Genomic DNA, 23219 nt, shown 5'->3' with positions numbered 1-23219 from the left:
AGCGTCGTGATCAACGCGGCATCGCCGCGTAGTCGATCACGACCGCCGGGGCGGCGACACGCCGTCCAGGGGGACCCTAGGTTCATGATCAACTCAGGAGGGGGGTCGGGAGGGGGCGGTCGTGCAGGACGGTCAGGGTCGTGACGGCTCGCGTCAGGACGACGTAGAGCCGGTGCAGGCCCCGAGGTTCGGCCTCGACGATCGCCGCCGGTTCCACCACGATGACGTGGTCGTACTCCAGACCCTTGGCCAGCGTCGCGGGCACCACGGTCAGCCGGGAATCGGGATCGTCGTCGTCCAACGAGGTCGGGGCGTACGCGGCAAGAGCGCGAGTGACCGAGTCGACCGCGTCCAGTGCACTGATCACGCCGACCGATCCGGGCTGGGCGAGCGCGGCTTCGACCGCCGCCGTCAAGTCCTCGGGCGCGGCTGACGGCTGGATGGCGAGCCACCCGTCCGGCCGCAGCGACTGGGCCGGCGGGACGTCCACGTCCAGCGCCGGGAGCAGCCGGTTCGCCAGCTCGACGACCTGCTCCGGTACGCGGAAACCAGTGGTCAGCGGAGTGATCCGGGCCTCCGGCTTACCGAGGTGGTCGAGGGTGTCCTGCCATTGCCGGGCGGCCCAGGGAGCGGTGCCCTGAGCGAGGTCGCCGAGCAGCGTGATCGAGCCGTGCGTACTGCGCCGGGCGATCGCGCGGGCCTGCATCGGGGACAGATCCTGCGCCTCGTCCACGATGATGTGACCGAAGCCGCTCGGTCGTTCGATCAGCCCGGCCGCCTCGTCGAGCAGAACCAGGTCGGCCGCGCTCCACTTCGCGGACTTCGCGGTCTTCGGGGGCTTGGCCCAGCGCAGGGCGTCCACCTCGGACTCCGTGAGCAGCTCGTGCGTGGGGTCGGTGAGGAACTCGAAGACCAGTTCGGCCGGGCTGACCGCCGGCCACACCTCGTCGAGGACCGCCACGACCGGCTTCACCTTGGCCATCTTGCGACGCCAGGCTTCGCCGGGGGAGTCGCCGCGGCGAGCCTCCGACTGCCGCAGCAGCAGATCGACGATCCGTGCGCGGACGTGTTCGCGGCCGAGGGCGTACGGGGGTTCGTCGCGGCGCACGTCGTCGACGATTCGGGCCAGCACTCCGGCGTCGATCCGCCAGCGATAGGACTCGTCCGGCACCGTCAACGACTCCTGCGGCTTGCGTACGCGTCGCCAAAGAAGATCGTGGAGCGCCTGGGCGAGACGCGGATCATGCTTGAGCGCCTCGGCCTCGGGCGGGTCCGTGCCGCGGACCGGGACCGTCGCGATCAGATCGTCGACCGTGGACTGGCTGACCTCGATCTCGCCGAGGGCCGGGAGGACGGCGGCGATGTAGCGCAGGAAGGCGCGGTTGGGCCCGAGGATGAGCACCCCCGCGCGCCGGAGCCGTTCGCGGTGCAGATAGAGCAGGTACGCCGCCCGGTGTAGGCCGACGGCGGTCTTCCCGGTGCCCGGCGCGCCCTGTACGCAGATCGACTCCTCCAGCGCGGCCCGGACGAGTTCGTCCTGCTCCGGCTGGATCGTGGCGACGATGTCGCGCATCGGGCCGACGCGCGGGCGCTCGATTTCGGCGGTCAGGATGGCGCTCTTGGTGCCGAGTTCCTCGCCCAGCGTGAGGTGCTCGTCTTCGAAGCTGGTCAGCTCGCCCACGTTGAAGCCGAAGCGACGGCGGACCGCGATGTCCTGCGGATCCGAGGCGCTCGCCCGATAGAACGAGCGCGAGACGGGCGCCCGCCAGTCCAGGACCAGCGGTTCGCCGGCGGCGTCGGTGACGTGCCGCCGGCCGATGTGGAAGGCGTGACCGGCGCTTTCGGCGTCGGCGGCGTCCGCCCCGAAGGTGAGCTTGCCGAAGAACAACGGGGTGTTCGGGTCGTCGGCCAGCTCCTTGATCCGCTTGGCCAGGGCCCGGCCGAGGGTCTCGGCGGAATAGGGATCGCCGGCGACCTTGTCTCCGGTGGCGAACAAGCCCTCGACGTGCTCGCGCATCGCGGTCAAGGCTGCTCGGCTGACGATCAGATGGGTACGCTCGGCGGCCAGTTCGTGGTCGAGCTGCGTCACAACTGCTCCCTGAAAGGCAGGTCGGGCCGCCCGGCGCTCCGCCTGACCGGGCCGCGAGGGACCGGCCGGGGCGGTGTCGGCTGTGCCATTCATCGGGATGAGCGGACCATCCTACTCGCGCGGATTCGTCCCTCGGCAACCTATTATTCGAGCGTGGCCGCCGACACCTCGCACAAGATCACCGATCCCTCGGTGATCCGGGCGCTGGCGCATCCGGCCCGGCTGGCGATCCTGGAGTTCCTCGGCTCGACCGCCCGCGAGATCACCGCCACCGAGGCGGCCGAGGTCGTCGGGTTGAGCCCGAGCGCGACGAGTTACCACCTCCGGGCGCTGGCCAAGGCGGGCATCATCCACGACGCCCCGAGCCGGGGCGACGGCCGCGAACGCGTCTACCGCGGCCCCGGCGAGACCCACATCGAGGTCGACACGGAGTCGGGCGACGACCCGGAGACGAAGGCGCTGAAGGAACAGCTGCTGGATCTCTTCCTGGCGCGCAGTCAGGAACGGCTGACTCAATGGCGGCACCACTACGCCGCCGAGCCCGAGAACTGGCGGGAGGCGACCGTGATCAACGAGACCATGCTCATGATCACGGCGGCCGAGCTGACCGAGCTGACCGAGCAGATCGCCGAGCTGGTCGGGCGATATCGGCGTAGTCACCGGCAGGACGACCCGCCCGAGGGTGCCCGGCTCGTCTCGATGCTCGTCCGAGCCCTCCCTCAGTAACCCGGCCTCACCCGGCTTGGCGCTGGATCAGGGTTCCGGGTCGAATCTTGGCGCGTTAAGGACCCAAATCCGTGATCCAGCGCCGTCCGTGCAGGGGACTTGTGTCTTCAGATGTGAAAGGATATTTTCGCAATATGTCTTTCACATCTACGCGATGGCGTGACGTGTGGATCGCGGCCGGGTCGAACGCCGTGACGAACATGGCCTCGTTCCTCGTCTTGACCACCCTGATGCTGGCTCTGCAAGAGGAAGGCCGGGGCGGTCCCGCCGTCGCGGCGGTGATCATCGCCGAGTCGCTGCCTATCGTGCTGCTCGCGGCGATCACGGGACGGCTGGCCGACCGCCTGGACTCCCGGCTGCTGCTGGTGGTGGCGGGAGGCGTACAGGTCGGGGCGTGTCTCGCGCTGTCCATGGTGGACGACATGGCTCCCCGGGTCATGCTGCTCACCCTCGTCTTCGTCGGTACGGCGATCGCCCAACCGGTGCGGCAGGCGCTCATGATGACCATGGCCGCCCGGGAGGATCTGCCGAAGGTGAGCGGCATCTCGCAGACCGCGGCGTCGATCGGCGCGATCGCCGGTCCCGCCGCCGCCGGGTTCGCCCAGGACGGGCTCGGTACGCAGGCCACCCTCCGAGTGGCGGCGGTCGCCTTCTCGGCGACGATCATCGCCGGGTTGCTGTTCCAGACCCGCCGGGGTGGCGATCGACTGCCCGCCGACGCGCGTACGGACAACGGTCCAGTGCGGATGGACAGCCTGCTGCGGGTGGTCACCATCGGGTTCGCCGTCGTGGTCGGCTGCATCGCCGCCGCCAACGTCGTCGAGGTCTTCTACGTCAAGGAGACGCTCGGCGCTTCGAGCAGCGCGTACGGGCTGATCAATAGCATGTGGACAGTCGGTATGATCGGTGGCACCTGGCTCGTCGCCCGGCTCGTCAAGCAGGCCGGCGACACCGCGATCGTGGTGGGCGCATTCAGTGCCCTCGCGTTGACCTGCTCGATTCTCGCCGTGTCGTCGCAGGCCCCGGCGGTCGCCTGGATCGTGCCCCTGTGGCTGCTCGGCGGCGGACTCAACGGGGCGGAGAACGTGCAGGTCTTCACCGTCTTCGGACGGCGCGCTCCGGAGCACGCCCGCGGCCGCTTGTCCGCCCGGCTCAACGCTTCCGTCCAAGGTGCCGCCCTCCTCGGGTACGCGATGGGCGGGCTGGTCCTCGAATGGTGGCAACCGCGGACGGTGCTACTCGTCGGGGGCCTTCTCGGCGTCGTCGCCGTCATCGTGCTCGCGCCGTGGATCCGGGCCGCCGTCCGGCGCGAGCGTGGCCGGGAGCCGAACCGGATCACGGATACGCAGCCTTCCGGGGCGGTGGGAAGCCTGCACAACCGTGATCTGCAGGGAAAGGAGCTGCAAAAGGAGGGGTCAGCCAAATAGCGGACAGCGGGCGCGCGGCCGCGAAAGTTAGGGTCACCGGATGCGAAAGTCCGCCTGGCTCGACGTCTGGATCATCGCCGCATCCCAGATCATCTCGGGGTCGGGGGCGTACCTCGCGCTCACCACGCTCATCTTGACGTTGCAGGACACCGGCGCGACCGGGCTCGCCGTCGCGGGGGTGACGGTGGCGGCGTCGCTGCCGGTCGTCGCGCTCGCTCCGATCACCGGGCGGCTCGCCGACCGCTTCGACTCGCGGATGTTGATGGTCGTCGCGGGCTTCATCCAGATCGCCGGCTGTCTGTTGCTGTCGTTCGCCGGGAACAGCGTCACGCGGATCTCGTGCGTACTGCTGATCTATGCGGGGACCGCGCTCGGGATGCCCGTACGCGCCGCGCTCCTGCCCGTGATGGTGACGGAGGAGGACCTGCCCCGGGCGGGCGCGATCAACCAGTCCGCCACGGTCATCGGCTCGATGTTCGGCCCGCCCATCGCCGGTTTCGCGTACCACGCGGTCGGGTCGGCCCCGGGCACACTGCGCTGGGCGGCGGTGGGATTCCTCGCGACCGTCGTCGGGGGGCTCCTTGTGCGTACTCGTCGGGGAAAGAGAATGGGCGACGACCACCCGGTAGCCGCCCGCGCGCCTCGACCGCCCATGGACCGGCTGCTGAAGGTGGTCTTCATCGGACTCGCCGCGGTCGTCGGCGCGATCAGCGCGGTCGACGTGGTGGCGGTGTTCTTCGTGCGCGGCACGCTGGAGGCGTCGGCGCAGACCTACGGCCTGATCATGGCGACCTGGCCGATCGGCATGGTCGCCGGGGCGTGGAGCCAGGCGAAACTCGCGGAGAAGGCGCCGGACGCGCGGCTGAGCAGCTGGTTGTTCGGCTCGCTCGCGATCACCGCGGGCGGCGTGGTGCTGCTGGCGGCGGTCGGCTCCGCGCCCTGGATGGTGCCGATCTGGCTGGCCGGCGGACTGCTCAACGGCGCGGCGAACGTGCTGGTCACCACGCTGGTCGCGCGGCGCTCGCCGGTGGACAATCGCGGCCACGTCGCAGCGATCATGCAGGCCGCGATCCAGGCGTCGCTGCTCGCGGGCTATGTCGCCGCGGGACTCTCGCTCACCGGGCACATCACCCCGCGCATGATCATTCTGGCCTGCGGGATCATCGCGGTGGTCACCGTCGCGATCATCTTCCCCTGGGTACGCGCGGCGGCCCGGTCGTCGGAGCTGATCACGACGCCGGTCCTCGCCGATCGGGTGCCCCAGCCGCAGGAGTAGCCTTCGGTCACGTGAGCTCAGCAGCCGTACGCCGGCCCCGGGTGGGGCACATCCAGTTCCTGAACTGCCTGCCCCTTTACTGGGGCCTGATGCGTACCGGCTCGCTGATCGACGTCGACCTGGTCAAGGACTCCCCCGATCGGCTGAACTCCGCGCTGGTCGCCGGTGACCTGGACATCGGGCCGATCTCCCTCGTTGAGTACCTGCGGCACGCCGACGAACTGCTGATCCTCCCGGACATCGCGGTCGGCTCGGACGGGCCGGTCCTCAGCGTCAACCTCGTCTCGACGCTGCCGCTCGACCAGCTCGACGGCGTACGCGTGGCGCTCGGTTCGACGTCGCGTACCGGGGTTCTGCTGGCCCAGCTGCTGCTGGAGCAACGGCACGGGGTCAAGCCGACGTACTTCCGGTGCCCGCCGGACCTCGGTCAGATGATGCTGGAAGCCCCGGCCGGGGTCCTCATCGGAGACGTGGCACTCCGGGCGCTCTACGAGGCTCCGCAGCGCGGGCTCACGGTCACCGACCTCGGTGCGGCCTGGCGGGAGTGGACGGGGCTGCCGATGGTCTTCGCCGTCTGGGCCGTACGCCGGGAGTTCGCCAACGCCCATCCTGGCCTGGTCAAAGAGGTGCACGAGGCGTTCCTGCGATCGCGTGACCTCTCCCTCGCCGAGATCGACGAGGTCGCCGAGGCAGCAGCGCGCTGGGAGCCGTTCGACGCCGCTACGCTCGCCGGCTACTTCCGTACGCTCGACTTCTCGCTCGGTGAGCGGCAGGTGGCCGGGGCTCGGGAGTTCGCCCGGCGCGCTGCCGAGGTCGGGGCGGCTCCCGCGCTGGGCGCTGACGGGCCGGCCTTCTTCGCCGCCTGAGCTTCTCCTTCCGCTTTTCCCTGCGGATCAGGGTTATGCAACCTTCCCGGGTTCGGGAAGGTTGCATAACCCTGATCCGCAAGAACGGAGCGAGGTCAGTCGATCGTGTACCAGTCGAAGTCGTAGTACGGGCCGAGCCCGTACGTCTCGCCGGTCACGTTGCTGAATAGGCTCGGTGACGATCCGCCCTTGAGGACGGCGATCGAGCCGTGCGTGTCGAACCCGAAGTCGGAGCACACCATGATCGCCTCCAGCGGCCCGGTGCCGTCGAGGTTGAGCATCGCCGGTTCGTCGCCGACGTTGCCGTTCACGTTGAGCGTCTGCCGGGTGAACTGCTTCACGCCGGTCAGGGTGAAGAAGCCGCTCGTCGTCCCGGGCAGGTAGACCGCCGCCCCGGCGATCTGCACCCAGTCGGTGCCGTTCCACTCATAGCCCCATGGGCAGGTCCAGAGCAGGTCCGGATGGCCGTCGCCACTCATGTCGCCGACCGACAGGTGTAGGCAGTCGACCTTCTGGGCGTATGCCGGCATGCCGGTGGTGTGCTGGAGCAGGTTCTTGCGGCCGGTCGGCGAAAGGCCCGCGGACGAGCCGGCGACGACCACGATGCCGCCTTGCCACAGGATGAAGACCTCGGCGCGGCCGTCGCCGTTGAGGTCGGCCACCTTGACGTCATAGCCGAAGACGTTGACCCCGCCGACCTGCGTCCAGTCGACGTATCGGGTGTCCCAGCCCAGGGCCGTGGTCACCCCGCTCAATGAGACGCCGCCCGCCGAACCCCGGAAGAGTGTCACGCTTCCATTGGCGGCGGGCCAACCGGGCGAATAGCCGCCGGGCCACCAGTCATCGGGGGCGCCGACCACGAGATCGGCGTACGTGTCGCCGGTGACCTTGCCGATCGCCAGCGAGTAGCCGAACATGTCGCCCTCGTCGACGGCTTCGGGAACGCCAGGCAGGCCTCGACGCAAGACCTGCGCTCCGGCGCTGGTCAGGCCGTTGGCTCCACCGAATAGAACGATCACCTCGCCGGCCGAGTCGGCCGACCCCACCTTCTTGAGGGGTACGCCCACGGCCAGGTCGTCGCGGCCGTCGCCGTTGAGGTCGCCGGTCGCCATCGCGAAGCCGAACCAGGAACCCACGTCCAGCAGGCCGAGGCCGAGGTCGGTTTCGCGGATGCGGACGGCATCGGTGTGCAGTCCGTCCGGGCCACCCCGGAAGATCCGCAGGTCGCCGGGGATGAGCCCGCTGGTCTGAGCTGGGGCGTCGGCGCCCCGCCGCGGCATCCTCGGAATTCGGGCGTAGTCGTAGTCGTTGGCGACGACGAGGTCGTCATAGCCGTCGCCGTCGAAGTCTCCCGCCGCCACCTTCGGGCTGAAGTAGGTCGGGGTCGGCGCGGTCAGCACCAGTGCCGAGTGCGACTTCGAGAGGTCGACGACCACCCCCCGGTAGGACAGCGTCATCACGAGGTCGTCGAGGCCGTCGCCGTCGAAGTCGGCCTTGGTCGGCCCGGTGGGCGTCGCCGCCGGAGCCGGGCGGGTCAGGCCCGACGGTGCCCAGCTCGCGGTCAGGTCGTAGTCGTTGAGCTGATAGATGTCGGCGAGGTGGTCGTCATAGCGCCGGGGCAGCGGCGTCGCCGACGCCAGCCGCGGGTCGGCGGTCCGCGTCGCCAGCGCCGGTCGTGGCTTGGTGGGCGTCGTGCTCAGAGCGGGCTGGGTGCCCTCGATACGCACCGTGCCGGGCGCGCCGCTGACGAGCAGAGCGACGGCCAGCACGGCGGATGTCGCCTCACGCATCCACATGTAACCTCCCCGTTAGTCGAGGAGATCCTGACCATTCCGTTGGTGGTACGCAACAGCCGACCGGTCAGGCTGCGGGAGCCTGGTAGGTCAACTGCTGAGCGACGGTGGAGCAGATCTTCGCCGCCGCCGCCAATCCGGCCGAGTCTTTCTGCCCGAGCGACGCCTTGACCGGCTTGATGCGTACCTGGACGGCGAGCACCCAGTCGTCGTGGATCGCGAGGCAGTTGACGTGCCACAGCACGTCCTTGTAGAGCATCGTCCAGCCGTTCTTGATGCTCGTCTCGGGCACCAGGTTCTTCGGCAGGCCGTCGATGATGCCCCAGTGGCCGCCGCCGGTGGTCTTCTGCTGATCCTTGGCCGCGGTGGTGCCCTGCACCTGCTTCATCAAGGTCAGGACGTGCTCGGTCCACTTCGGACCTGCCGCAGTGCCGTTGCCGACGCACAACCCGAGCCGGACCGCGTCCTGCGCCGTCATCGTCGTGTACGCCCAGCCCAGAGGCTGCGCCTTGGTGTTCTTCAGACCGCAGGTCTTGACCATCCGGCCGATCGTCGCCGAGCCGCCGTCCTGTTTGTACAGCCAGGTGGCGGAGTTGTCGTTGCTGTTGATGATCGCGGTCTTGACGTAGTTCAGCGCGGCCGTGGTCGGCGTCTTGTCGCCCAGCCGGCGCAGATAGTCCGAGACCAGCCAGGTCTTGATCATCGACTCGGTGGAGTTCGTCTTCGTGGCGCTGTTGGCCGAGCCCGTCATCTTGTCGGTACGCCGGTCGTAGAACGCCCATGAGAAGAAGCCGCCGGTCGGGGTCGCCACGGTCACCTTCTGATCGCCGTTGAGCGTCGGCGGGGGCGGCGGTTCCGGGGACTTGCTCGGCGACGGGGACGCCGTCACCCCACCGCCGGAGCCGCCGGTGTGCTTGGCGGTCGGCGACAGTTTGGCGTACACCGCCGTGCCGACCAGGCCGACGCCGACGATCACCACGACAGTGGCCAGGACCAGGGGAAAGTTCCTGCGCGCCAAGGGAAGACTCCGGGGGTGACGGGGGTGAGGGGTTTCGAGGGTCAGTTCTTCAGGGCCGCGGCGACCTGTTTGCAGATGCCTGCACCGTAGGCCTCGCCGTTGGAGAAGCTCAACGGATAGGAGGTCATGACTCCCATCGACCATTTGTCGCCGATGGCCAGACAATTGACGGTGTAGGTCTGGGTGGCCTTGCGGTCGACCCAGCCGTTCTTGATCGCGATCGTCTTCGCGACGCTGTCGGTGAAGGCCTTCTTGATGCCCCAGTTGCCGAGGATGGTGGTCCGCATCTTCGTCAGCAGCCAGGGCGTCCACTTCTCACCGGCCGCCGTGCCCGCCGAGATGCAGGCGCCGAGCTTCGCCGTGTCGTAAGCCGAGAGCAGGGTGTTGCTCCAGTTGTCGTCAGCCTTCGAATCCTCGAGCTTGCACATCGAGATCATGCGCTTGGTCGAGGCCGAGTTCCCGACCGCGCTGAACAGGGTGCTCGCGGCATTGTTGTCGCTGCGCTGAACGGCTTTCGCCGCGAGATCCAGGTAGGTGCCGCTCGGCGTCTTACCGGCCTCGGCCTGGCGACGGAGGTAGTCCGCGACGATCCACGCCTTGATCATCGACGCCGTCTTCTGCGTGTCGTGCATGTTCGCGGACCCGTAGATCTTGCCGGTACGCAGATCCATCAGCGCCCAGGAGTACTTCCCGGTCATCTTGACGTTCACGGGGTGCGGACCGAGCAGGAGATCCGACATGTTCGCCGGGACCGTCTGGGCGGTCGGCGAGGGGTCGGCCGTCGGTTCCCCGGTGACTTCCGGCGAGGGGCTCTCCGTCGACTGAGCCGACGCGGGGTTCGGCGTCGAATGGGGGAAGGCGGCGTACACGGCGGCGCCGCCGACCAGAATGGCCGCCACCGCGAAGGCCAGCAGCCAGCCAGATGCCTTGGACATCAACCCTCCGCGGGGGCCGGTGGGTGGGCGAGCAGAGCTCGGCGGGTGAGCATGAGGGGACTACTCCGGGGGTGGCGTGTCGGGGGTCTGCTGGAGCACCCCACCCTAGGCCATCAGCATCGGAAGCGGCTACGTCAGTGCTGGGCGCTCCCCGGGAAGGTGTGACAGCACTTGCCCGGAACCGGCAGCAGCTGTAACACTGGACGGATGGGCGAGGGACTGCTGGACCAGGTCGCGGAGGCCGAGGCGGAGCTGCTGGCGGCGGCCGATCGACGGCTCTCTCGTGGCGATGATGTGCAGGCATGGTTCGATGCCGTGATCGAGGCCGACCAGAAGGTGGAACCGCGGGACTGGATGCCCGACGACTACCGGAAGGGACTGATCCGGCAGATCGCTCAGCACGCGCACTCCGAGATCATCGGGATGCAGCCCGAGGGCAACTGGATCAGCCGCGCGCCGACGTTGAAGCGCAAGGCGATCCTGCTCGCGAAGGTGCAGGACGAGGCCGGGCACGGTCTCTACCTCTACGCGGCGGCCGAGACGCTCGGCATCACCCGCGCGGAGCTCGTCGACGCTCTCATCGAAGGCCGTCAGAAGTACAGTTCGATCTTCAACTATCCCACGCTGACCTGGGCGGACGTCGGCGCGATCGGCTGGCTGGTGGACGGCGCGGCGATCGTGAACCAGGTGCCGCTGTGCCGGTGCTCCTACGGCCCGTACGCCCGCGCGATGATCCGCATCTGTAAAGAGGAGTCGTTTCACCAGCGACAGGGCTATGAGATCCTGCACACCCTCAGCCACGGCACGCCGGAGCAGAAAGCGATGGCCCAGGACTCGGTGGACCGCTGGTGGTATCCGTCACTGGCGATGTTCGGCCCGCCCGACACCCAGTCGACGCACAGCGCGAAGTCGATGGGCTGGAAGATCAAGCGGCACTCCAACGACGAACTCCGGCAGCGGTTCGTCGACATGTGCGTACCGCAGGCGGAGGTGCTCGGGCTGACCCTGCCGGACCCGGAACTGCGCTGGAACGACGAACGCGGGCACCACGACTTCACCGAACCCGACTATGCCGAGCTCATGCGCGTGGTCGCCGGGGACGGCCCGTGCAACGCCGAACGGATGGCCCACCGTCGCCGGGCCCACGACGAAGGGGCTTGGGTGCGGGAGGCCGCAGCCGAGTTCGCCAAGAAGGCGGCCACCCGGAAGGGAGAAGAGAACCGATGACCCTCTGGGAGGTCTTCATTCGCGCCCGGCGGGGGTTGTCCCACACCCACGCGGGCAGCGTGCACGCCGACGACGCCGAGACGGCGCTGCGGAACGCCCGGGACGTCTACACCCGCCGTCAGGAGGGCGTGTCGATCTGGGTCGTCCGCGCCTCGGACATCGCGGCGAGCAGCCCGGAGGAGAAGGACCCGTTCTTCGCACCGGCTGCCGACAAGATCTATCGCTATCCCACGTTCTACGAGGTTCCCGAGGGAGCGCCGCACCTGTGACCGACCTCGTGCTCGATCCGATCATGCTCGGCGACGACGCGCTGCTCGCGGCGCAACGGCTGGCCGAGTGGGCTTCGCGCGCGCCGACCATGGAAGAGGACGTCGCGCTGGCCAACATCGCCCTCGACCAACTCGGCGCGGCCCGGCTGTTCCTGTCGCTCGCCGGGGACGAGGACGAGCTGGCGTACCGGCGTGATGATCTCCAGTTCCGCAACTGTCAGCTGGTCGAGCTGCCGAACGGGCCCGCCCGGACCGACCTCGACTTCGGCTGGACGATCGCCAAGCTGCTCTTCCTGTCGGCCGCGCAACGCCAGACCTACGAGGTGCTCGCGGCGGACGGCGGCCCGCTGGGGGAGATCGCGGCGAAGACGGTCAAGGAATCCGCCTATCACCTCGACCACGCCAGCCTGTGGACGCGGCGGCTCGGTGACGGAACCCCGGAATCCCATCGGCGCATGACCGAAGCCGTCCAGCGGCTTTGGGCGTACACGTTCGATCTGACCGTGGACCGCGTGGCCTGGCTGGGCGTGATCGAGCCGGTGCTCGCCGAGGCCGGGCTGGCGCGGCCCGCGGACCCCGACCCGAAGCTAGGCGGCCGCGTGGGCCGGCACACCGAGCATCTGAGCTACCTGCTGGCCGAGATGCAGGTCCTGCACCGCGCGCATCCAGGCGCGACATGGTAGACGTCCAGGCCGTCGCGGGCGCGGTGCTCGACCCGGAGCTGCGCGTGGTCACCATCGCTGAGCTGGGCATCTTGCGGTCCGCGCGGGTCCTTCCCGATCAGACGGTACGCGTAGAGATCACCCCGACATATGCGGGCTGCCCGGCGATGGACGCCATCCGCGACGACATCCGCAGCGCCCTGGCCGGGGTCGGCCACCCGGAGGTGGAGGTCGTGACGGTGCTGAGCCCTCCGTGGAGCACCGACATGATCACCTCGTCGGGGCGCGCGGCGCTGGCCCGCGCGGGCATCGCGCCGCCGAGCGCGGGCCCGGTCACGTTGACCCTGGCACCGGTGTGCCCGCGCTGCGGTTCCGGGCGGACCGAGGAGATCAGCCGATTCGGGCCGACGGCCTGCCAGTCGATCTGGCGGTGCACCTCCTGCCTGGAGCCGTTCGACCACGTAAGGCGGTTCTGAGTGAGATTCGAGAAGCTGACCGTGGGCGCAGTGGAGCCGGCCTGCGCGGACGGGCTGGTCCTCACCTTCGCGGTGCCCCCGGAGCTGCGGGAGGCCTTCGCCTTCCAGGCCGGGCAGCACGTGACGCTGGACGAGAAGCTGCGCCGGTCGTATTCGATCTGCTCGACACCGCTCGAACTGGCCGAGCAGGGCCGGCTGCGCGTCGGGGTGCGGTTGTTGCCGGAGGGCGAGTTCTCCGCGATCGCGTCCGCGCTCCTGCCCGGGTCGACGGTCGAGGTGTCCACGCCGCTGGGCCGGTTCACCAGCCCGTTCGAACGGGCCCGGCAGCGGCGGTACGCCGCGGTCGTCGGCGGATCGGGGGTCACCCCCGTGCTCTCCCTCGTGGGCACCGCTCTCGCGATCGAGCCGGCCAGCACGTTCGCGGTTATCTGTGCGAACCGGACGTCCAACAGCGCGTTCGCCGTCGACGAGTTGGCCGACCTCAAAGACCGGTATCCGGACCGCCTCCAGATCCTCCACGTGCTGTCGCAGGAGCCGGGTGCGCCGCTGCACGGCCGGCTCGACTCCGAGCGCCTCGCCACGCTGCTGCCCGTGGTGGGACCGGTCGACGAGTGGTTCCTCTGTGGGCCGCTGGGCCTGGTCGAGAGCGCCCGATCAGTGGTCGCCGCCACTGGGGCGCAGGTCCATGTCGAGTTGTTCCATGTGGGGCCTGTGCCGACTTTTGTGGCGACGCCGACTGCGGGCGACGTCGAGGTGGAGATCATCCTGGACGGCCGGGCGACCTCGTTCACGATGGGCAGCGGCGAACGGGTGCTGGATGCTGCTCTGCGGCATCGGACCGAACTCCCGTACGCCTGCCGCGGCGGAGTCTGCTCGACCTGCCGGGCGCGGGTGATCTCCGGGACGGTCGAGATGGCGGCGAACTGGGCGCTCGACCCCGCCGAGACTGCGGCCGGCTACGTGCTGACCTGCCAGTCTCACCCGACCTCCGCACGGCTCGTCGTCGACTACGACGCCTGACGCTCCTTCTTCCTGCTTTCCCTGCAGATCATGGTTATGCATGCTTCCAGGTGCCGATGAAGCACGGATAACCGTGATCCGCAGGGAAAACGGTGGTCAGGTGGCATCGATCTCACTGGGGATACGACTACGGCATTTCGGGCGTTCTACTCGGTGAACCACCCGGCCGTGAAAGTGTTCACAAGCTCTTGTCCAGCATCCGGGACAAGCGGTGATACTGGTGGCGACCGGTACCCCACCTTCGAGGACTGGATCGTCTATGAGCGCACAGTCGCGCAGCTTGACCGTCGGCGTCATCGGCGCCGGACGGGTCGGTGCCATCCTGGGCGCGGCGTTGGCCGCTGCCGGCCACCACGTAGTGGCCGCCTCGGGCGTATCCGCCGCCGCCAAGCACCGCATCGCCACCCTACTTCCGCAGGCACGCAACCTCCCCGCCGATCAGGTCGCCCGGGAGGCGCACGATCTGCTGATCATCGCCGTTCCGGACGACGCGCTGGCCGCCGTGGTAGCCGGGCTCGCCGGGACCGGCTCCCTGCATCCGGGCCAGGTCGTTGCGCATACCTCGGGTGCGCATGGGTTGGGCGTACTGGAGCCGGCGCGAGCCATCGGTGCCCGACCGCTGGCCCTGCACCCCGCGATGACCTTCACCGGTACGCCGGCTGACCTGGCCCGTCTCGAGGACGGCATCTCGTTCGGCGTGACCGCGCCGCCGGAGCTGGCCGTCATCGCCCATGACCTCGTCGACGACCTGCAGGGGCAGCTCGAATGGATCGACGAGGAAGACCGGCCGTTGTACCACGCAGCGCTGGCCCACGGCGCGAACCACCTCGTGACGCTCGTCAACGAAGCGGCTGACCGGTTGCGTGACGCGGGCGTGACACACCCCGAGAAGGTGCTCGCCCCGCTGCTGCGCGCCGCACTGGAGAACGCCCTGGCCGGTGGCGATGCCGCGTTGACCGGCCCGGTCTCGCGGGGCGACGCTGGGACGGTCGCCAAGCACGTCGCCGCCATGGGTTCGGTCGCCCCCGACTCGGTTCCCGCTTACCTGGCGCTGGCTCGGCGTACGGCGGACCGGGCGATCGCGGTCGGACGGCTGCGCCCGACCGACGCCGAGTCGCTGCTCGACGTGCTCGCCGGCAAGCCTGAGACGGTGCACTCGTGAAGATCGTGACGAGCCGCGCGGATCTCAAAGCCGCACGTGACCAGGCTGAAGGCCGGGTCGGCGTCGTGATGACCATGGGCGCGCTCCACGAGGGGCACGCCACCCTGCTGCGGGAGGCCCGCAAGAACGCGGACTTCCTCGTCGCGACGATCTTCGTGAACCCCCTGCAGTTCGGGCCGAACGAGGACTTCCAGCGCTACCCCCGGACGCTCGAGGCGGATCTGGGGATCTGCCGGGCCGAGGGCGTCGACCTGGTCTTCGCCCCGACGCCCGAGGTGATGTACCCCGAGGGTGAACCGTCGGTCCGGATCGACCCGGGTCCGCTCGGCACCGAACTGGAAGGCGCCGTACGCCCCGGCCACTTCGCCGGCGTGCTGACCGTCGTCAGCAAGCTCCTGCACCTCACCGGGGCCGGGGTGGCGTTCTTCGGGGAGAAGGACTACCAGCAGCTCACCCTGATCAAGGCGATGGTGAAGGCGCTGGACCTCGACGTCGAGATCGTCGGGGTGCCGACCGTACGCGAGCCGGACGGGCTGGCGATGTCCAGCCGCAACCGATACCTCTCCGCCGACGAGCGGACGCTGGCGCTGGCCCTGAACCGAGCGCTGCGAGCGGGGGCTCAAGCCGCGCACTCCGGTGCCGACGTGCTCGCCGCCGCCCATCGCGAACTCGGCCTCGTGCAGGCCGACTACTTGGAGCTCCGAGCCCCCGATCTCGGCCCGGCTCCGGAATCCGGCGAGGCGCGGCTGCTGGTGGCAGCCCGCGTCGGGACCACTCGCCTGATCGACAACACGCACGTTTACCTGGGAAGTGACCGATGATCCGCACGATGCTCAAGTCCAAGATCCACCGGGCCACGGTGACGCAGGCCGACCTGCACTACGTCGGCTCGGTCACGGTGGACTCCGAGCTGATGGCCGCGGCCGACCTGCTGCCCGGCGAGAAGGTCGCGATCGTCGACGTCACCAACGGCGCTCGCCTCGAGACCTACGTGATCGAGGGCGCTCCCGGCTCCGGCGTGATCGGCATCAACGGCGCGGCGGCGCATCTGGTGCACCCAGGTGACCTGGTCATCATGATCGCGTACGCACAGATGGACGACGCCGAGGCGCGCACCTATCAGCCGCGGGTGGTCCATGTCGACGCCGACAACAAGATCATCGAGCTTGGAGCGGATCCCGCCGAGGCCGTGCCCGGGATGGTCGGCGACCTGGTGAGCGGTCGGGCCTGACGCCCAGGGGCGCGCATCCGGTCGGCGCGCGCGTTCGGTCGGCGCGCACGCCATCCGGTCGGCGCGCACGCCATCCGGTCGGCGCGCGTTATCCGGGATAACGCGGCCTCGCCGCGCGAAATAAGCACGTTATCCCGGGACAACGCCCCAAGCCGCGCGCAGCCCCCGAAAGATCACAGTCCGGCTTCGAGATAGGAAAGGGCCTCGTCGACCAGCTCGGCGAGGCCCTGCCCCGGATCGGCGATCCATGTCTCGAAGACGGCGAGGATCGCGCCCATCATGGCGCCGGTCGTCGCGCGTACGCGGGGATGAGCGGCCGGAAGTCCCAGGTGCTCGCCGATGAGGTCGTCGAACAGGTGCTGGGTGTTGAGCCAGTTGTCCCAGACTCGGGCCTTCACCTGGGGCGTCGTGAACATCAGGGCGGTGCGTTCGCGAATGGCGTCGAGCTCGTGTTGCGGCAGCTCGCCGAAGGTGCTGTGGATGACCTCCCGGATGCGGCGGATCGGCGTACCGGTGGCGGGCAGTTCGTGCCATCGTTCGACGAACATCGGGTCGTACTCGTCCTGGATGATCACGTCTTCCTTGGTCGGGAAGTACCGGAAGAAGGTCGCGGGCGAGACTTCGGCCGCCGCCGCGATCTGATCCACCGTCGTGGCGTCGTAGCCCTGCTCCCGGATCAGCCGCATGGCCGCCTCCTGGAGCGCCTTGCGGGTCCGCGCCTTCTTTCGTTCGCGCAGACCCAGGGACGCGTACGGGTCAGACCTCGAGTCGGGCATGGGTCGATTCTGCGACAGATACTGGCGCCGCCGTGGATCGGCCGGGCAGGAACACTGCCGAGAGCACTGCTCCGAGCAGCACGACTGCGCCGCTCGCAGCCAGGACCGCCGCCATGCCGTCGAGGAAGGCGGGGACGGGGTCGAGGTTCGGCACGCGTACGGCCGCGAGGACGGACTCCGAAGCGGCCGAGGCGACCGCCGGGGGCAGCCCCGAGGTGTCCAGCCGGGCCGTGTACACCGCCGAGAGCAGGCTGCCCAGAGCGGCTACTCCCAGCGCACCGCCGACCTGCCGCATCGCCTGCACCGCGCCCGACCCCACCCCGCTCTTGCCCTCCGGCAGGCTGGCCAGCACCGCGTCCATCGCCGACGGCATGCACAGGCCGAGCCCGAAGCCGAGCACCGTCAGCCACCCCGCCGTCCAGGCGTACCCGTCGTCCGCCCTGGTCAGCGCGCCGAGACCGAGCGCCACCGCCGACACCGCCAGGCCCGCCGCGACGATCACTCGCGCGCCGAGCCTCGCCGCCAAGCGCGTCCCGAGCCGCGCGGCCACGATCAGGCCCGCGATCATCGGCAACAACCGCACACCCACGCCGAGCGCGTCCTGTCGCAGGGCCGCCGCGAGATACTGCGGCAGCACGAACAGCACGCCCATCATCGCGAAACTCGCGGCCGTCGCGGCCAGTGAGCCCCACAGGAAGTTCCGGTCCGCGAACAGCTTGCGGTCGATCAAGGGGTACGCCGTCCGCCCGAGCCGAATCCAGAAGCCCCCGAGGACCACCAGGCCGACGGCGATCCACGGCAACGCCGAGGCCCAGCCGTCGACGGGCGCGAGGATGACGCCGTAGACGAAGGAGCCGAGGCCGGCCACGGAGAGCACTGCTCCGAGCAGGTCCACTCTTCGGGCCTGAGGATCGCGGGATTCCGGCAGGAGAACAACGGCTGCGAGCACGGCGACGACCACGATCGGGATGTTGATCAGGAAAATCGAGCCCCACTGGAAGTGGTCGAGCAGATAACCGCCGAGCACCGGCCCGATCGGTACGCCGAGAGCGACGGCGATCGACCAGGTGGCGATCGCTTTGGGCTGCTCCGCGCGATCGAAGACGACCGGCAGGACCGACATGGTCAGCGGCATGATCAACGCTGCACCGAGGCCCATCACCGCCCGGGCGGCCACCAGCTGCGGCACGGAGTCGGCGTACGCGGCGACGGCGGAGGCCGCCCCGAACAGCAGCAGGCCGGAGATGAGCCAGCGCTTGCGGCCGTGCCGGTCGCCGAGCAGCCCGGCCGGGAGCAGAGCCACTGCGAAGACCACGATGTAGGAATCGAGGATCCACTGAAGATCATCGGTTCCGGCACCGAGATCGCCGGCGAGGGTGGGCAGCGCCACGTTGAGCACGGTGCCGTCGAGGCCGATGACCAGCACAGACAGCGCCAGAACCGCCAGAATCCACCAACGCGACCGGCGTACGGAAGTGAGAGTAACCATGTTTTGAGAGTAACTCTCAAAAGTGAGTGTCTGTCAAGGCAACACGAACCCGAGTCATGTCGTAAGCTCCCCGCACTCCGGCAGGTGCGGCCGGACGCACGGGGACCTTGGGGAGTGACGAGATGCGGCGTTGGATCACGGCCGTGGTGCTGGCGGGTGCGACCGTCCTGGGCCTGGCCGGCTGCGGGCTGCCGGCCGGAGTGGACGGAAACCTGACGAATCAGTGGGCGGCGATGCCGGCGGCCGAGGGCTTCACGCCGAGCGCCGGAACCTGCCATCTGTCGTACGCGACGACGGCGTACCGGCAGAGCTACCAACCACAGTCCTGCGACGACGCGCACATGACCGAGACCGTCTACGTCGGCACCGCCGACGGCCTCGCCGAGCCGCCGAAGTCCGGCACGGCCGACTACGGCAAGCTGATCCAGAGTTGCGAGGCCAAGGTCAACGAGTTCGTGGGCGGCGACTGGCACGACGGGCGGCTCTGGTTCGGGCTCACCTTCCCAGGCCTGCAGACCTGGCAGGGCGGTGCGCACTGGTATCGGTGCGAGCTGCTCACCCTGGACCAGGTCCTCGGCGAGGAGACCCAGCACACCGGATCGCTGAAGGGTGAGCTGGCCAAGCCGGGTTCGACAGTCCGCCTCGGCTGCTTCAGCTACACCAGCGGCAAGGCGGTCACCCCGGTGGCCTGCACGAAGAAGCACAACGCGGAGTACGTGGGCTCGGTCGCGATGCCGAGCTTCGCCGCCGTGAAGGATCGCGCCAAGGTGATCAAGGTCTGCCAGCAGCGGATCGCGGCATACGTGGGGATGAAGTACAGCAGCGACCTGAAGTACCGCACCGGCCTCTTCTGGGACCCCATGACGGAGTCCGAGTACGCCGCCGGCGACCACAAGATCCGCTGTTTCGCCTGGTTCTCGCCGGACACCAAGACCAAGTCGATCAAGGGTGCCGGCGCGAAGGCACTCCCCATCCACTACGCGTAGAACGGGCAGTCAGTGACCGCGCTTACGTTTCCGTAGTGGAAACGCCCGGGGAACGGTTGACTGTCCTTATGTCCGATGAGAATGCGCGTGGGTGGGTGGGTGGGGGGCTTCCCACGAGGTTGCCCGCTCCCGCGCCCGGCTGGTCCGAGTCGACCGACGTCGTCGTGATCGGGTCGGGCGTCGCCGGGCTGACCACCGCCCTGCATCTGCGCGAGGCCGGCCTGCACGTCACCGTCGTGACCAAGGTCAACATTGACGACGGGTCGACGCGCTGGGCTCAGGGCGGGATCGCCGCGGTCCTCGACCCGTTCGACACGCCGGCCGCCCATGCCGAGGACACCCTCGTCGCCGGGGTCGGCCTGTGCGACCCCGCCGCAGTGGACGTCCTGGTCACCGAGGGACCCGACCGCGTACGCGAACTGATCCGCTGGGGTACGCAGTTCGACCGGAATCCCGACGGTTCGCTGATGCTGACCCGCGAGGGCGGCCACCACGCGAACCGGATCGTCCACGCCGGCGGGGATGCGACCGGGGCGGAGGTCCAGCGAGCGCTGCACACGGCGGTGCACCGCGATCCCTGGATCCGCCTCGTCGAGCACGCCCTGGTGCTGGACCTCCTCCGCGACGCCGACGGCCGGGCCTGCGGCATCACCCTGCACGTGCTCGGCGAGGGCCGCCCCGACGGCGTCGGCGCCATCCACGCCCGCGCGGTCGTGCTCGCGACCGGCGGCATGGGTCAGATCTTCGCGGCTACCACCAACCCGACCGTGTCCACCGGGGACGGTGTCGCGCTCGCGCTGCGGGCCGGGGCGGTGGTGACCGATCTCGAGTTCGTCCAGTTCCACCCGACCGCGCTCTACCTGCGCAGCAGCGGCTCAGCCCAGCAGCCGCTGGTCTCCGAGGCGCTGCGGGGCGAGGGGGCGTACCTGGTCGACGGGGACGGCAAGCGGTTCATGGTCGGCCAGCACGAACTGGCCGAACTCGCTCCGCGTGACGTCGTCGCCAAGGGGATTCACCGGCAGCTGCTGGCGAACGGGGCCGAGCACGTCTACCTCGACGCCCGGCACGTCGAGCGGGTGACCGAACGCTTTCCGACGATCACGGCGTACTGCCGGGCCGCCGGCCTCGACCCGGCGCAGGACCTGATCCCGGTCGCGCCGGCCGCCCACTACGCCAGCGGCGGTGTGCGGACCGACCTGCACGGGCGCACCTCCATCCCGGGCCTGTACGCCTGTGGCGAGGTCGCCTGCACCGGCGTGCACGGCGCGAACCGGCTCGCCTCGAACTCCCTGCTGGAGGGGCTGGTCTTCAGCCGCCGAATCGCCGCCCACATCGCGGCCGACAAGCCGGACTTCGCCGAGCCGGTCGACGCGGTCGAAGTCCCCGGGGGAGAGCCGCCGTCGCCGGAGGGTGAGGCGACTTGGCGGGCCAACCTCCAGACCACCATGAGCCGGGGAGCGGGCGTCCTGCGTACCGCGGCGGGGTTGGCCGAGGCCCAGGCGATGCTGGCCGAACTCGCCGCGCGTACGCCCCGGCGCGGCACCGAGGGCTGGGAGCTGACGAACCTGCTGACGGTGGCATCCGCCCTGGTCCGGGCGGCGTCGCTGCGCGAAGAGACGCGTGGCTGCCACTGGCGAGAAGATCATCCCCAGGCCGAGGAGAGCTGGCGGGGTCACCTGCTGGCCCGGCTGGCCGACGGCGGCGTCACCGACGATTGGGAGCTCATGCCATGAGGGAACAGACCGCCCGCGCCCTGCGCGCCGAGGGCATGGACCCCGGTGAGGTCCAGCGGATCGTCCAGACAGCGCTGCTGGAGGATCTCGGTCCGGCCTGGACGGACGTCACCAGCTTCGCCACCATCCCCGCCGACCAGACCGACGTCGGCGACATCGTCGCCCGCGCCTCCGGCGTCATCGCCGGTCTCCACGTCGCGACTGCGGTCTTCGAGGAGGTGGAATCACTTGTAGTCGAAGACTCGGGCGGTGTGCGTACAAGCGTGGAATTGATCGCGCGAGACGGCGCGCGAGTGACCCGGGACGACGTGCTGATCACTGTGAGTGGTCCCACCCGGGTGCTGTTGATGGCCGAGCGGACCGCGCTGAACCTGTTGTGCCGGATGTCCGGAATCGCGACCCACACGCGGGCCTGGGCCGACGAGCTGGCCGGGACCACCGCGACCGTGCTCGACACCCGCAAGACCACACCTGGCCTGCGGGTCCTCGAGAAATACGCGGTCCGCGCGGGCGGCGGCACGAACAAGCGCATGGGCCTCTACGACGTCGCGATGATCAAGGACAACCACAAGCTCGCGGCGGGCTCGGTCACCGCGGCCTATCAGCGGGTACGCGAGACGTTCCCGGACGTGCTCGTGCAGGTGGAGGTCACGACGCTGGCCGAGGCGGTCGAGGCGACCGAAGCCGGAGCCGGCTTCCTGCTGCTGGACAACATGGCGCCGGACCTGCTGCGGCAGGTCGTGGCGGCGGTGGGCGACCGGGTGGAGCTGGAGGCGACCGGCGGCCTGACCCTGGAGGTCGCCCGCAAGTACGCCGAGACCGGCGTCGACTACCTCAGCGTGGGGGGACTGACCCACTCGTCCCCTATCGTGGACATCGCGTTGGATCTGCGACCTCGGGGCTGACCTTGCTGCTGTGTATCGACATCGGTAACACGAATACGGTGCTCGCCACCTTCGAGGGCGACAAGATCGTCCACTCCTGGCGGGTGAAGACCGACGCCCGCAACACCGCCGACGAGCTCGGCCTGATGTTCCGCGGACTGCTGGCCGGGGACAACGTCGAGATCACCGGGGTGGCCGCCTGCTCGACCGTCCCGGCCGCGCTGCGCTCGCTGCGGACGATGCTGACCCGCTACTACGGCGGCCTCCCGACGGTCATCGTCGAGCCCGGCGTGAAGACCGGCGTCCAGCTGGCCATCGACAACCCCAAAGAGGTCGGCAGCGACCGGGTGGTCAACACGCTGGCCGCCCACACGCTGTACGGCGGGCCGGCCATCGTCGTCGACTTCGGCACCTCGACGAACTTCGACGCGGTGAGCGCCCGCGGGGAGTTCCTGGGCGGCGTACTCGCGCCCGGGATCGAGATCTCGGTCGAGGCGCTCGCCGCCCGGGCCGCCCAGCTGCGCAAGGTCGAGCTGATCAAGCCGCCCAAGGTCATCGGCAAGAACACCGTGGAATGCCTCCAGTCGGGGGTGGTCTACGGCTTCGCCGGGCAGGTCGACGGAATCGTCGAGCGCATGATCGAAGAGCTCGGGCCGGTGACGGCGGTCATCGCGACCGGCGGCCTGGCCCCGGTGGTCGTGGGCGAATGCCGGACGATCACGCATCACGAACCCATGATCACCCTGATCGGCCTCCGGATGATCTTCGACCGCAACCTTTAGCGCTTCCGCACTTTCCGCCCGCCGCTTTCCCACCCATGGCTTTCCGCCCCCGGCTTTTTTCGCCCGCGGCTTTCCCCCGGCTTTGTTGGCGCGATCATGAACTTATGGTCGTGCTCGACCGGCGTGTCGTGTCCCGATCGCCATGATCGTTCCCCTGCGCAGGTGATCGACGGGACCGGGGCGTACGCCCTCCCAAAGTCAGGTCAATTGCTTGGCCAGGGCATTCGCCGTCGAGTGCACTGCCTTATTGGTTCCTTTTCCCGAGCGGCCTCGGCGATTCCCGCCCAGTGAAATCCGCCCGGCCGAAGCGGCACCCGGCGCGGCGGTCGGCGTACGCGGTCGTCCGATTCGAATGCGCGCCCGCCCCGCTGCGATCGGTGAATGGCGAGTGT

General features: G+C 69.3%; 22 protein-coding genes. 16 read left to right on the top strand and 6 right to left on the bottom strand.

Annotated elements, in window-relative coordinates:
• Positions 1-88 precede the first annotated feature (88 nt).
• On the bottom strand, positions 89-2089 hold the full coding sequence (locus HOV77_RS00200; protein ID WP_290855595.1) for an AAA family ATPase: 2001 nt from the start codon (positions 2087-2089) through the stop codon (positions 89-91).
• Between the two features lie 153 nt (positions 2090-2242).
• Between HOV77_RS00200 and HOV77_RS00195 the strand changes: the two genes are divergently transcribed.
• From HOV77_RS00195 to HOV77_RS00180, 4 genes are all read left to right on the top strand, one after another.
• On the top strand, positions 2243-2815 hold the full coding sequence (locus HOV77_RS00195) for a helix-turn-helix domain-containing protein (protein WP_290855593.1): 573 nt from the start codon (positions 2243-2245) through the stop codon (positions 2813-2815).
• A gap of 134 nt (positions 2816-2949) precedes the next feature.
• Entirely contained in the window at positions 2950-4242 is a 1293-nt protein-coding gene (locus HOV77_RS00190) for an MFS transporter (protein ID WP_290855590.1), read from the top strand.
• 40 nt (positions 4243-4282) lie between these two features.
• On the top strand, positions 4283-5518 hold the full coding sequence (locus tag HOV77_RS00185) for an MFS transporter (protein WP_290855588.1): 1236 nt from the start codon (positions 4283-4285) through the stop codon (positions 5516-5518).
• 11 nt (positions 5519-5529) lie between these two features.
• A complete protein-coding gene (locus HOV77_RS00180; protein ID WP_290855586.1) occupies positions 5530-6384 on the top strand; it encodes a menaquinone biosynthesis protein in 855 nt (284 codons plus the stop codon).
• A 95-nt stretch (positions 6385-6479) separates the two neighbouring features.
• Here HOV77_RS00180 and HOV77_RS00175 read toward each other — a convergent pair whose 3' ends face one another.
• The 3 genes from HOV77_RS00175 to HOV77_RS00165 form a co-directional block, all read right to left on the bottom strand.
• Entirely contained in the window at positions 6480-8180 is a 1701-nt protein-coding gene (locus HOV77_RS00175) for an FG-GAP-like repeat-containing protein (RefSeq protein ID WP_290855584.1), read from the bottom strand.
• Between the two features lie 64 nt (positions 8181-8244).
• Positions 8245-9195, bottom strand: coding sequence for a hypothetical protein (locus HOV77_RS00170; RefSeq protein WP_290855581.1), 951 nt, complete (start codon positions 9193-9195; stop codon positions 8245-8247).
• Positions 9196-9236: 41 nt separating this feature from the next.
• Entirely contained in the window at positions 9237-10130 is an 894-nt protein-coding gene (locus HOV77_RS00165) for a serine hydrolase (RefSeq protein WP_290855579.1), read from the bottom strand.
• A 207-nt stretch (positions 10131-10337) separates the two neighbouring features.
• Between HOV77_RS00165 and paaA the strand changes: the two genes are divergently transcribed.
• The 8 genes from paaA to panD all read left to right on the top strand — a co-directional run bounded on the left by paaA (position 10338) and on the right by panD (position 16177).
• A complete protein-coding gene (gene paaA, locus HOV77_RS00160; RefSeq protein WP_290855577.1) occupies positions 10338-11357 on the top strand; it encodes a 1,2-phenylacetyl-CoA epoxidase subunit PaaA in 1020 nt (339 codons plus the stop codon).
• A complete protein-coding gene (gene paaB / locus HOV77_RS00155) occupies positions 11354-11626 on the top strand; it encodes a 1,2-phenylacetyl-CoA epoxidase subunit PaaB (protein WP_290855571.1) in 273 nt (90 codons plus the stop codon). The genes paaA and paaB overlap by 4 nt, the downstream gene beginning before the upstream one ends.
• Before the next feature lie 23 nt (positions 11627-11649).
• A complete protein-coding gene (paaC, locus tag HOV77_RS00150) occupies positions 11650-12309 on the top strand; it encodes a 1,2-phenylacetyl-CoA epoxidase subunit PaaC (RefSeq protein ID WP_290856127.1) in 660 nt (219 codons plus the stop codon).
• Positions 12303-12764 carry a 1,2-phenylacetyl-CoA epoxidase subunit PaaD gene (gene paaD, locus HOV77_RS00145; protein WP_290855562.1) on the top strand — a complete coding sequence of 154 codons (462 nt, stop codon included), beginning with the start codon at positions 12303-12305 and terminating at the stop codon, positions 12762-12764. The genes paaC and paaD overlap by 7 nt, the downstream gene beginning before the upstream one ends.
• Entirely contained in the window at positions 12765-13784 is a 1020-nt protein-coding gene (locus tag HOV77_RS00140) for a 2Fe-2S iron-sulfur cluster-binding protein (protein ID WP_290855542.1), read from the top strand.
• Positions 13785-14043: 259 nt separating this feature from the next.
• A complete protein-coding gene (locus tag HOV77_RS00135; protein WP_290855540.1) occupies positions 14044-14946 on the top strand; it encodes a Rossmann-like and DUF2520 domain-containing protein in 903 nt (300 codons plus the stop codon).
• Positions 14943-15767 carry a pantoate--beta-alanine ligase gene (gene panC / locus HOV77_RS00130; protein ID WP_290855538.1) on the top strand — a complete coding sequence of 275 codons (825 nt, stop codon included), beginning with the start codon at positions 14943-14945 and terminating at the stop codon, positions 15765-15767. Before HOV77_RS00135 ends, panC begins: the two co-directional genes overlap by 4 nt.
• The gene (gene panD / locus HOV77_RS00125) at positions 15764-16177 is read left to right on the top strand and encodes an aspartate 1-decarboxylase (protein ID WP_290855536.1); all 414 of its coding nucleotides are present in this window, start codon (positions 15764-15766) and stop codon (positions 16175-16177) included. Before panC ends, panD begins: the two co-directional genes overlap by 4 nt.
• A gap of 173 nt (positions 16178-16350) precedes the next feature.
• On the opposite strand, the gene HOV77_RS00120 is transcribed toward panD, so the two are convergent.
• Together HOV77_RS00120 and HOV77_RS00115 are read right to left on the bottom strand one after the other, a co-directional pair.
• Positions 16351-16953: a TetR family transcriptional regulator gene (locus tag HOV77_RS00120; RefSeq protein ID WP_290855534.1), complete on the bottom strand. Its 603-nt coding sequence runs from the start codon at positions 16951-16953 to the stop codon at positions 16351-16353.
• Positions 16934-18442: an MFS transporter gene (locus HOV77_RS00115; RefSeq protein ID WP_290855529.1), complete on the bottom strand. Its 1509-nt coding sequence runs from the start codon at positions 18440-18442 to the stop codon at positions 16934-16936. The genes HOV77_RS00120 and HOV77_RS00115 overlap by 20 nt, the downstream gene beginning before the upstream one ends.
• A 122-nt stretch (positions 18443-18564) precedes the next feature.
• Between HOV77_RS00115 and HOV77_RS00110 the strand changes: the two genes are divergently transcribed.
• From HOV77_RS00110 to HOV77_RS00095, 4 genes are all read left to right on the top strand, one after another.
• Positions 18565-19428: a septum formation family protein gene (locus tag HOV77_RS00110; RefSeq protein WP_290855522.1), complete on the top strand. Its 864-nt coding sequence runs from the start codon at positions 18565-18567 to the stop codon at positions 19426-19428.
• A gap of 68 nt (positions 19429-19496) precedes the next feature.
• Positions 19497-21161, top strand: coding sequence for an L-aspartate oxidase (locus HOV77_RS00105; protein ID WP_290855518.1), 1665 nt, complete (start codon positions 19497-19499; stop codon positions 21159-21161).
• Positions 21158-22066 carry a carboxylating nicotinate-nucleotide diphosphorylase gene (gene nadC, locus HOV77_RS00100; protein WP_290855516.1) on the top strand — a complete coding sequence of 303 codons (909 nt, stop codon included), beginning with the start codon at positions 21158-21160 and terminating at the stop codon, positions 22064-22066. The genes HOV77_RS00105 and nadC overlap by 4 nt, the downstream gene beginning before the upstream one ends.
• A gap of 2 nt (positions 22067-22068) precedes the next feature.
• Positions 22069-22827: a type III pantothenate kinase gene (locus tag HOV77_RS00095; RefSeq protein WP_290855514.1), complete on the top strand. Its 759-nt coding sequence runs from the start codon at positions 22069-22071 to the stop codon at positions 22825-22827.
• Positions 22828-23219 lie beyond the last annotated feature (392 nt).

Source organism: Hamadaea sp., from assembly GCF_013362815.1.
Classification (GTDB): Bacteria; Actinomycetota; Actinomycetes; order Mycobacteriales; family Micromonosporaceae; genus Hamadaea.
This window is presented reverse-complemented; position numbering and strand designations above follow the sequence as displayed.

Excerpts from the sequence above, each read along its gene's own strand:
- HOV77_RS00115 (WP_290855529.1), bottom strand. The coding sequence starts at position 18,442 with ATGGTTACTCTCACTTCCGTACGCCGGTCGCGTTGGTGGATTCTGGCG.
- HOV77_RS00190 (WP_290855590.1), top strand. The coding sequence starts at position 2,950 with ATGTCTTTCACATCTACGCGATGGCGTGACGTGTGGATCGCGGCCGGG.
- HOV77_RS00165 (WP_290855579.1), bottom strand. The coding sequence starts at position 10,130 with ATGTCCAAGGCATCTGGCTGGCTGCTGGCCTTCGCGGTGGCGGCCATT.
- paaD (WP_290855562.1), top strand. The coding sequence starts at position 12,303 with ATGGTAGACGTCCAGGCCGTCGCGGGCGCGGTGCTCGACCCGGAGCTG.
- nadC (WP_290855516.1), top strand. The coding sequence starts at position 21,158 with ATGAGGGAACAGACCGCCCGCGCCCTGCGCGCCGAGGGCATGGACCCC.
- paaA (WP_290855577.1), top strand. The coding sequence starts at position 10,338 with ATGGGCGAGGGACTGCTGGACCAGGTCGCGGAGGCCGAGGCGGAGCTG.
- HOV77_RS00105 (WP_290855518.1), top strand. The coding sequence starts at position 19,497 with ATGTCCGATGAGAATGCGCGTGGGTGGGTGGGTGGGGGGCTTCCCACG.
- HOV77_RS00135 (WP_290855540.1), top strand. The coding sequence starts at position 14,044 with ATGAGCGCACAGTCGCGCAGCTTGACCGTCGGCGTCATCGGCGCCGGA.
- HOV77_RS00120 (WP_290855534.1), bottom strand. The coding sequence starts at position 16,953 with ATGCCCGACTCGAGGTCTGACCCGTACGCGTCCCTGGGTCTGCGCGAA.
- HOV77_RS00175 (WP_290855584.1), bottom strand. The coding sequence starts at position 8,180 with ATGTGGATGCGTGAGGCGACATCCGCCGTGCTGGCCGTCGCTCTGCTC.
- HOV77_RS00110 (WP_290855522.1), top strand. The coding sequence starts at position 18,565 with ATGCGGCGTTGGATCACGGCCGTGGTGCTGGCGGGTGCGACCGTCCTG.
- HOV77_RS00185 (WP_290855588.1), top strand. The coding sequence starts at position 4,283 with ATGCGAAAGTCCGCCTGGCTCGACGTCTGGATCATCGCCGCATCCCAG.
- panD (WP_290855536.1), top strand. The coding sequence starts at position 15,764 with ATGATCCGCACGATGCTCAAGTCCAAGATCCACCGGGCCACGGTGACG.
- paaC (WP_290856127.1), top strand. The coding sequence starts at position 11,650 with ATGCTCGGCGACGACGCGCTGCTCGCGGCGCAACGGCTGGCCGAGTGG.
- paaB (WP_290855571.1), top strand. The coding sequence starts at position 11,354 with ATGACCCTCTGGGAGGTCTTCATTCGCGCCCGGCGGGGGTTGTCCCAC.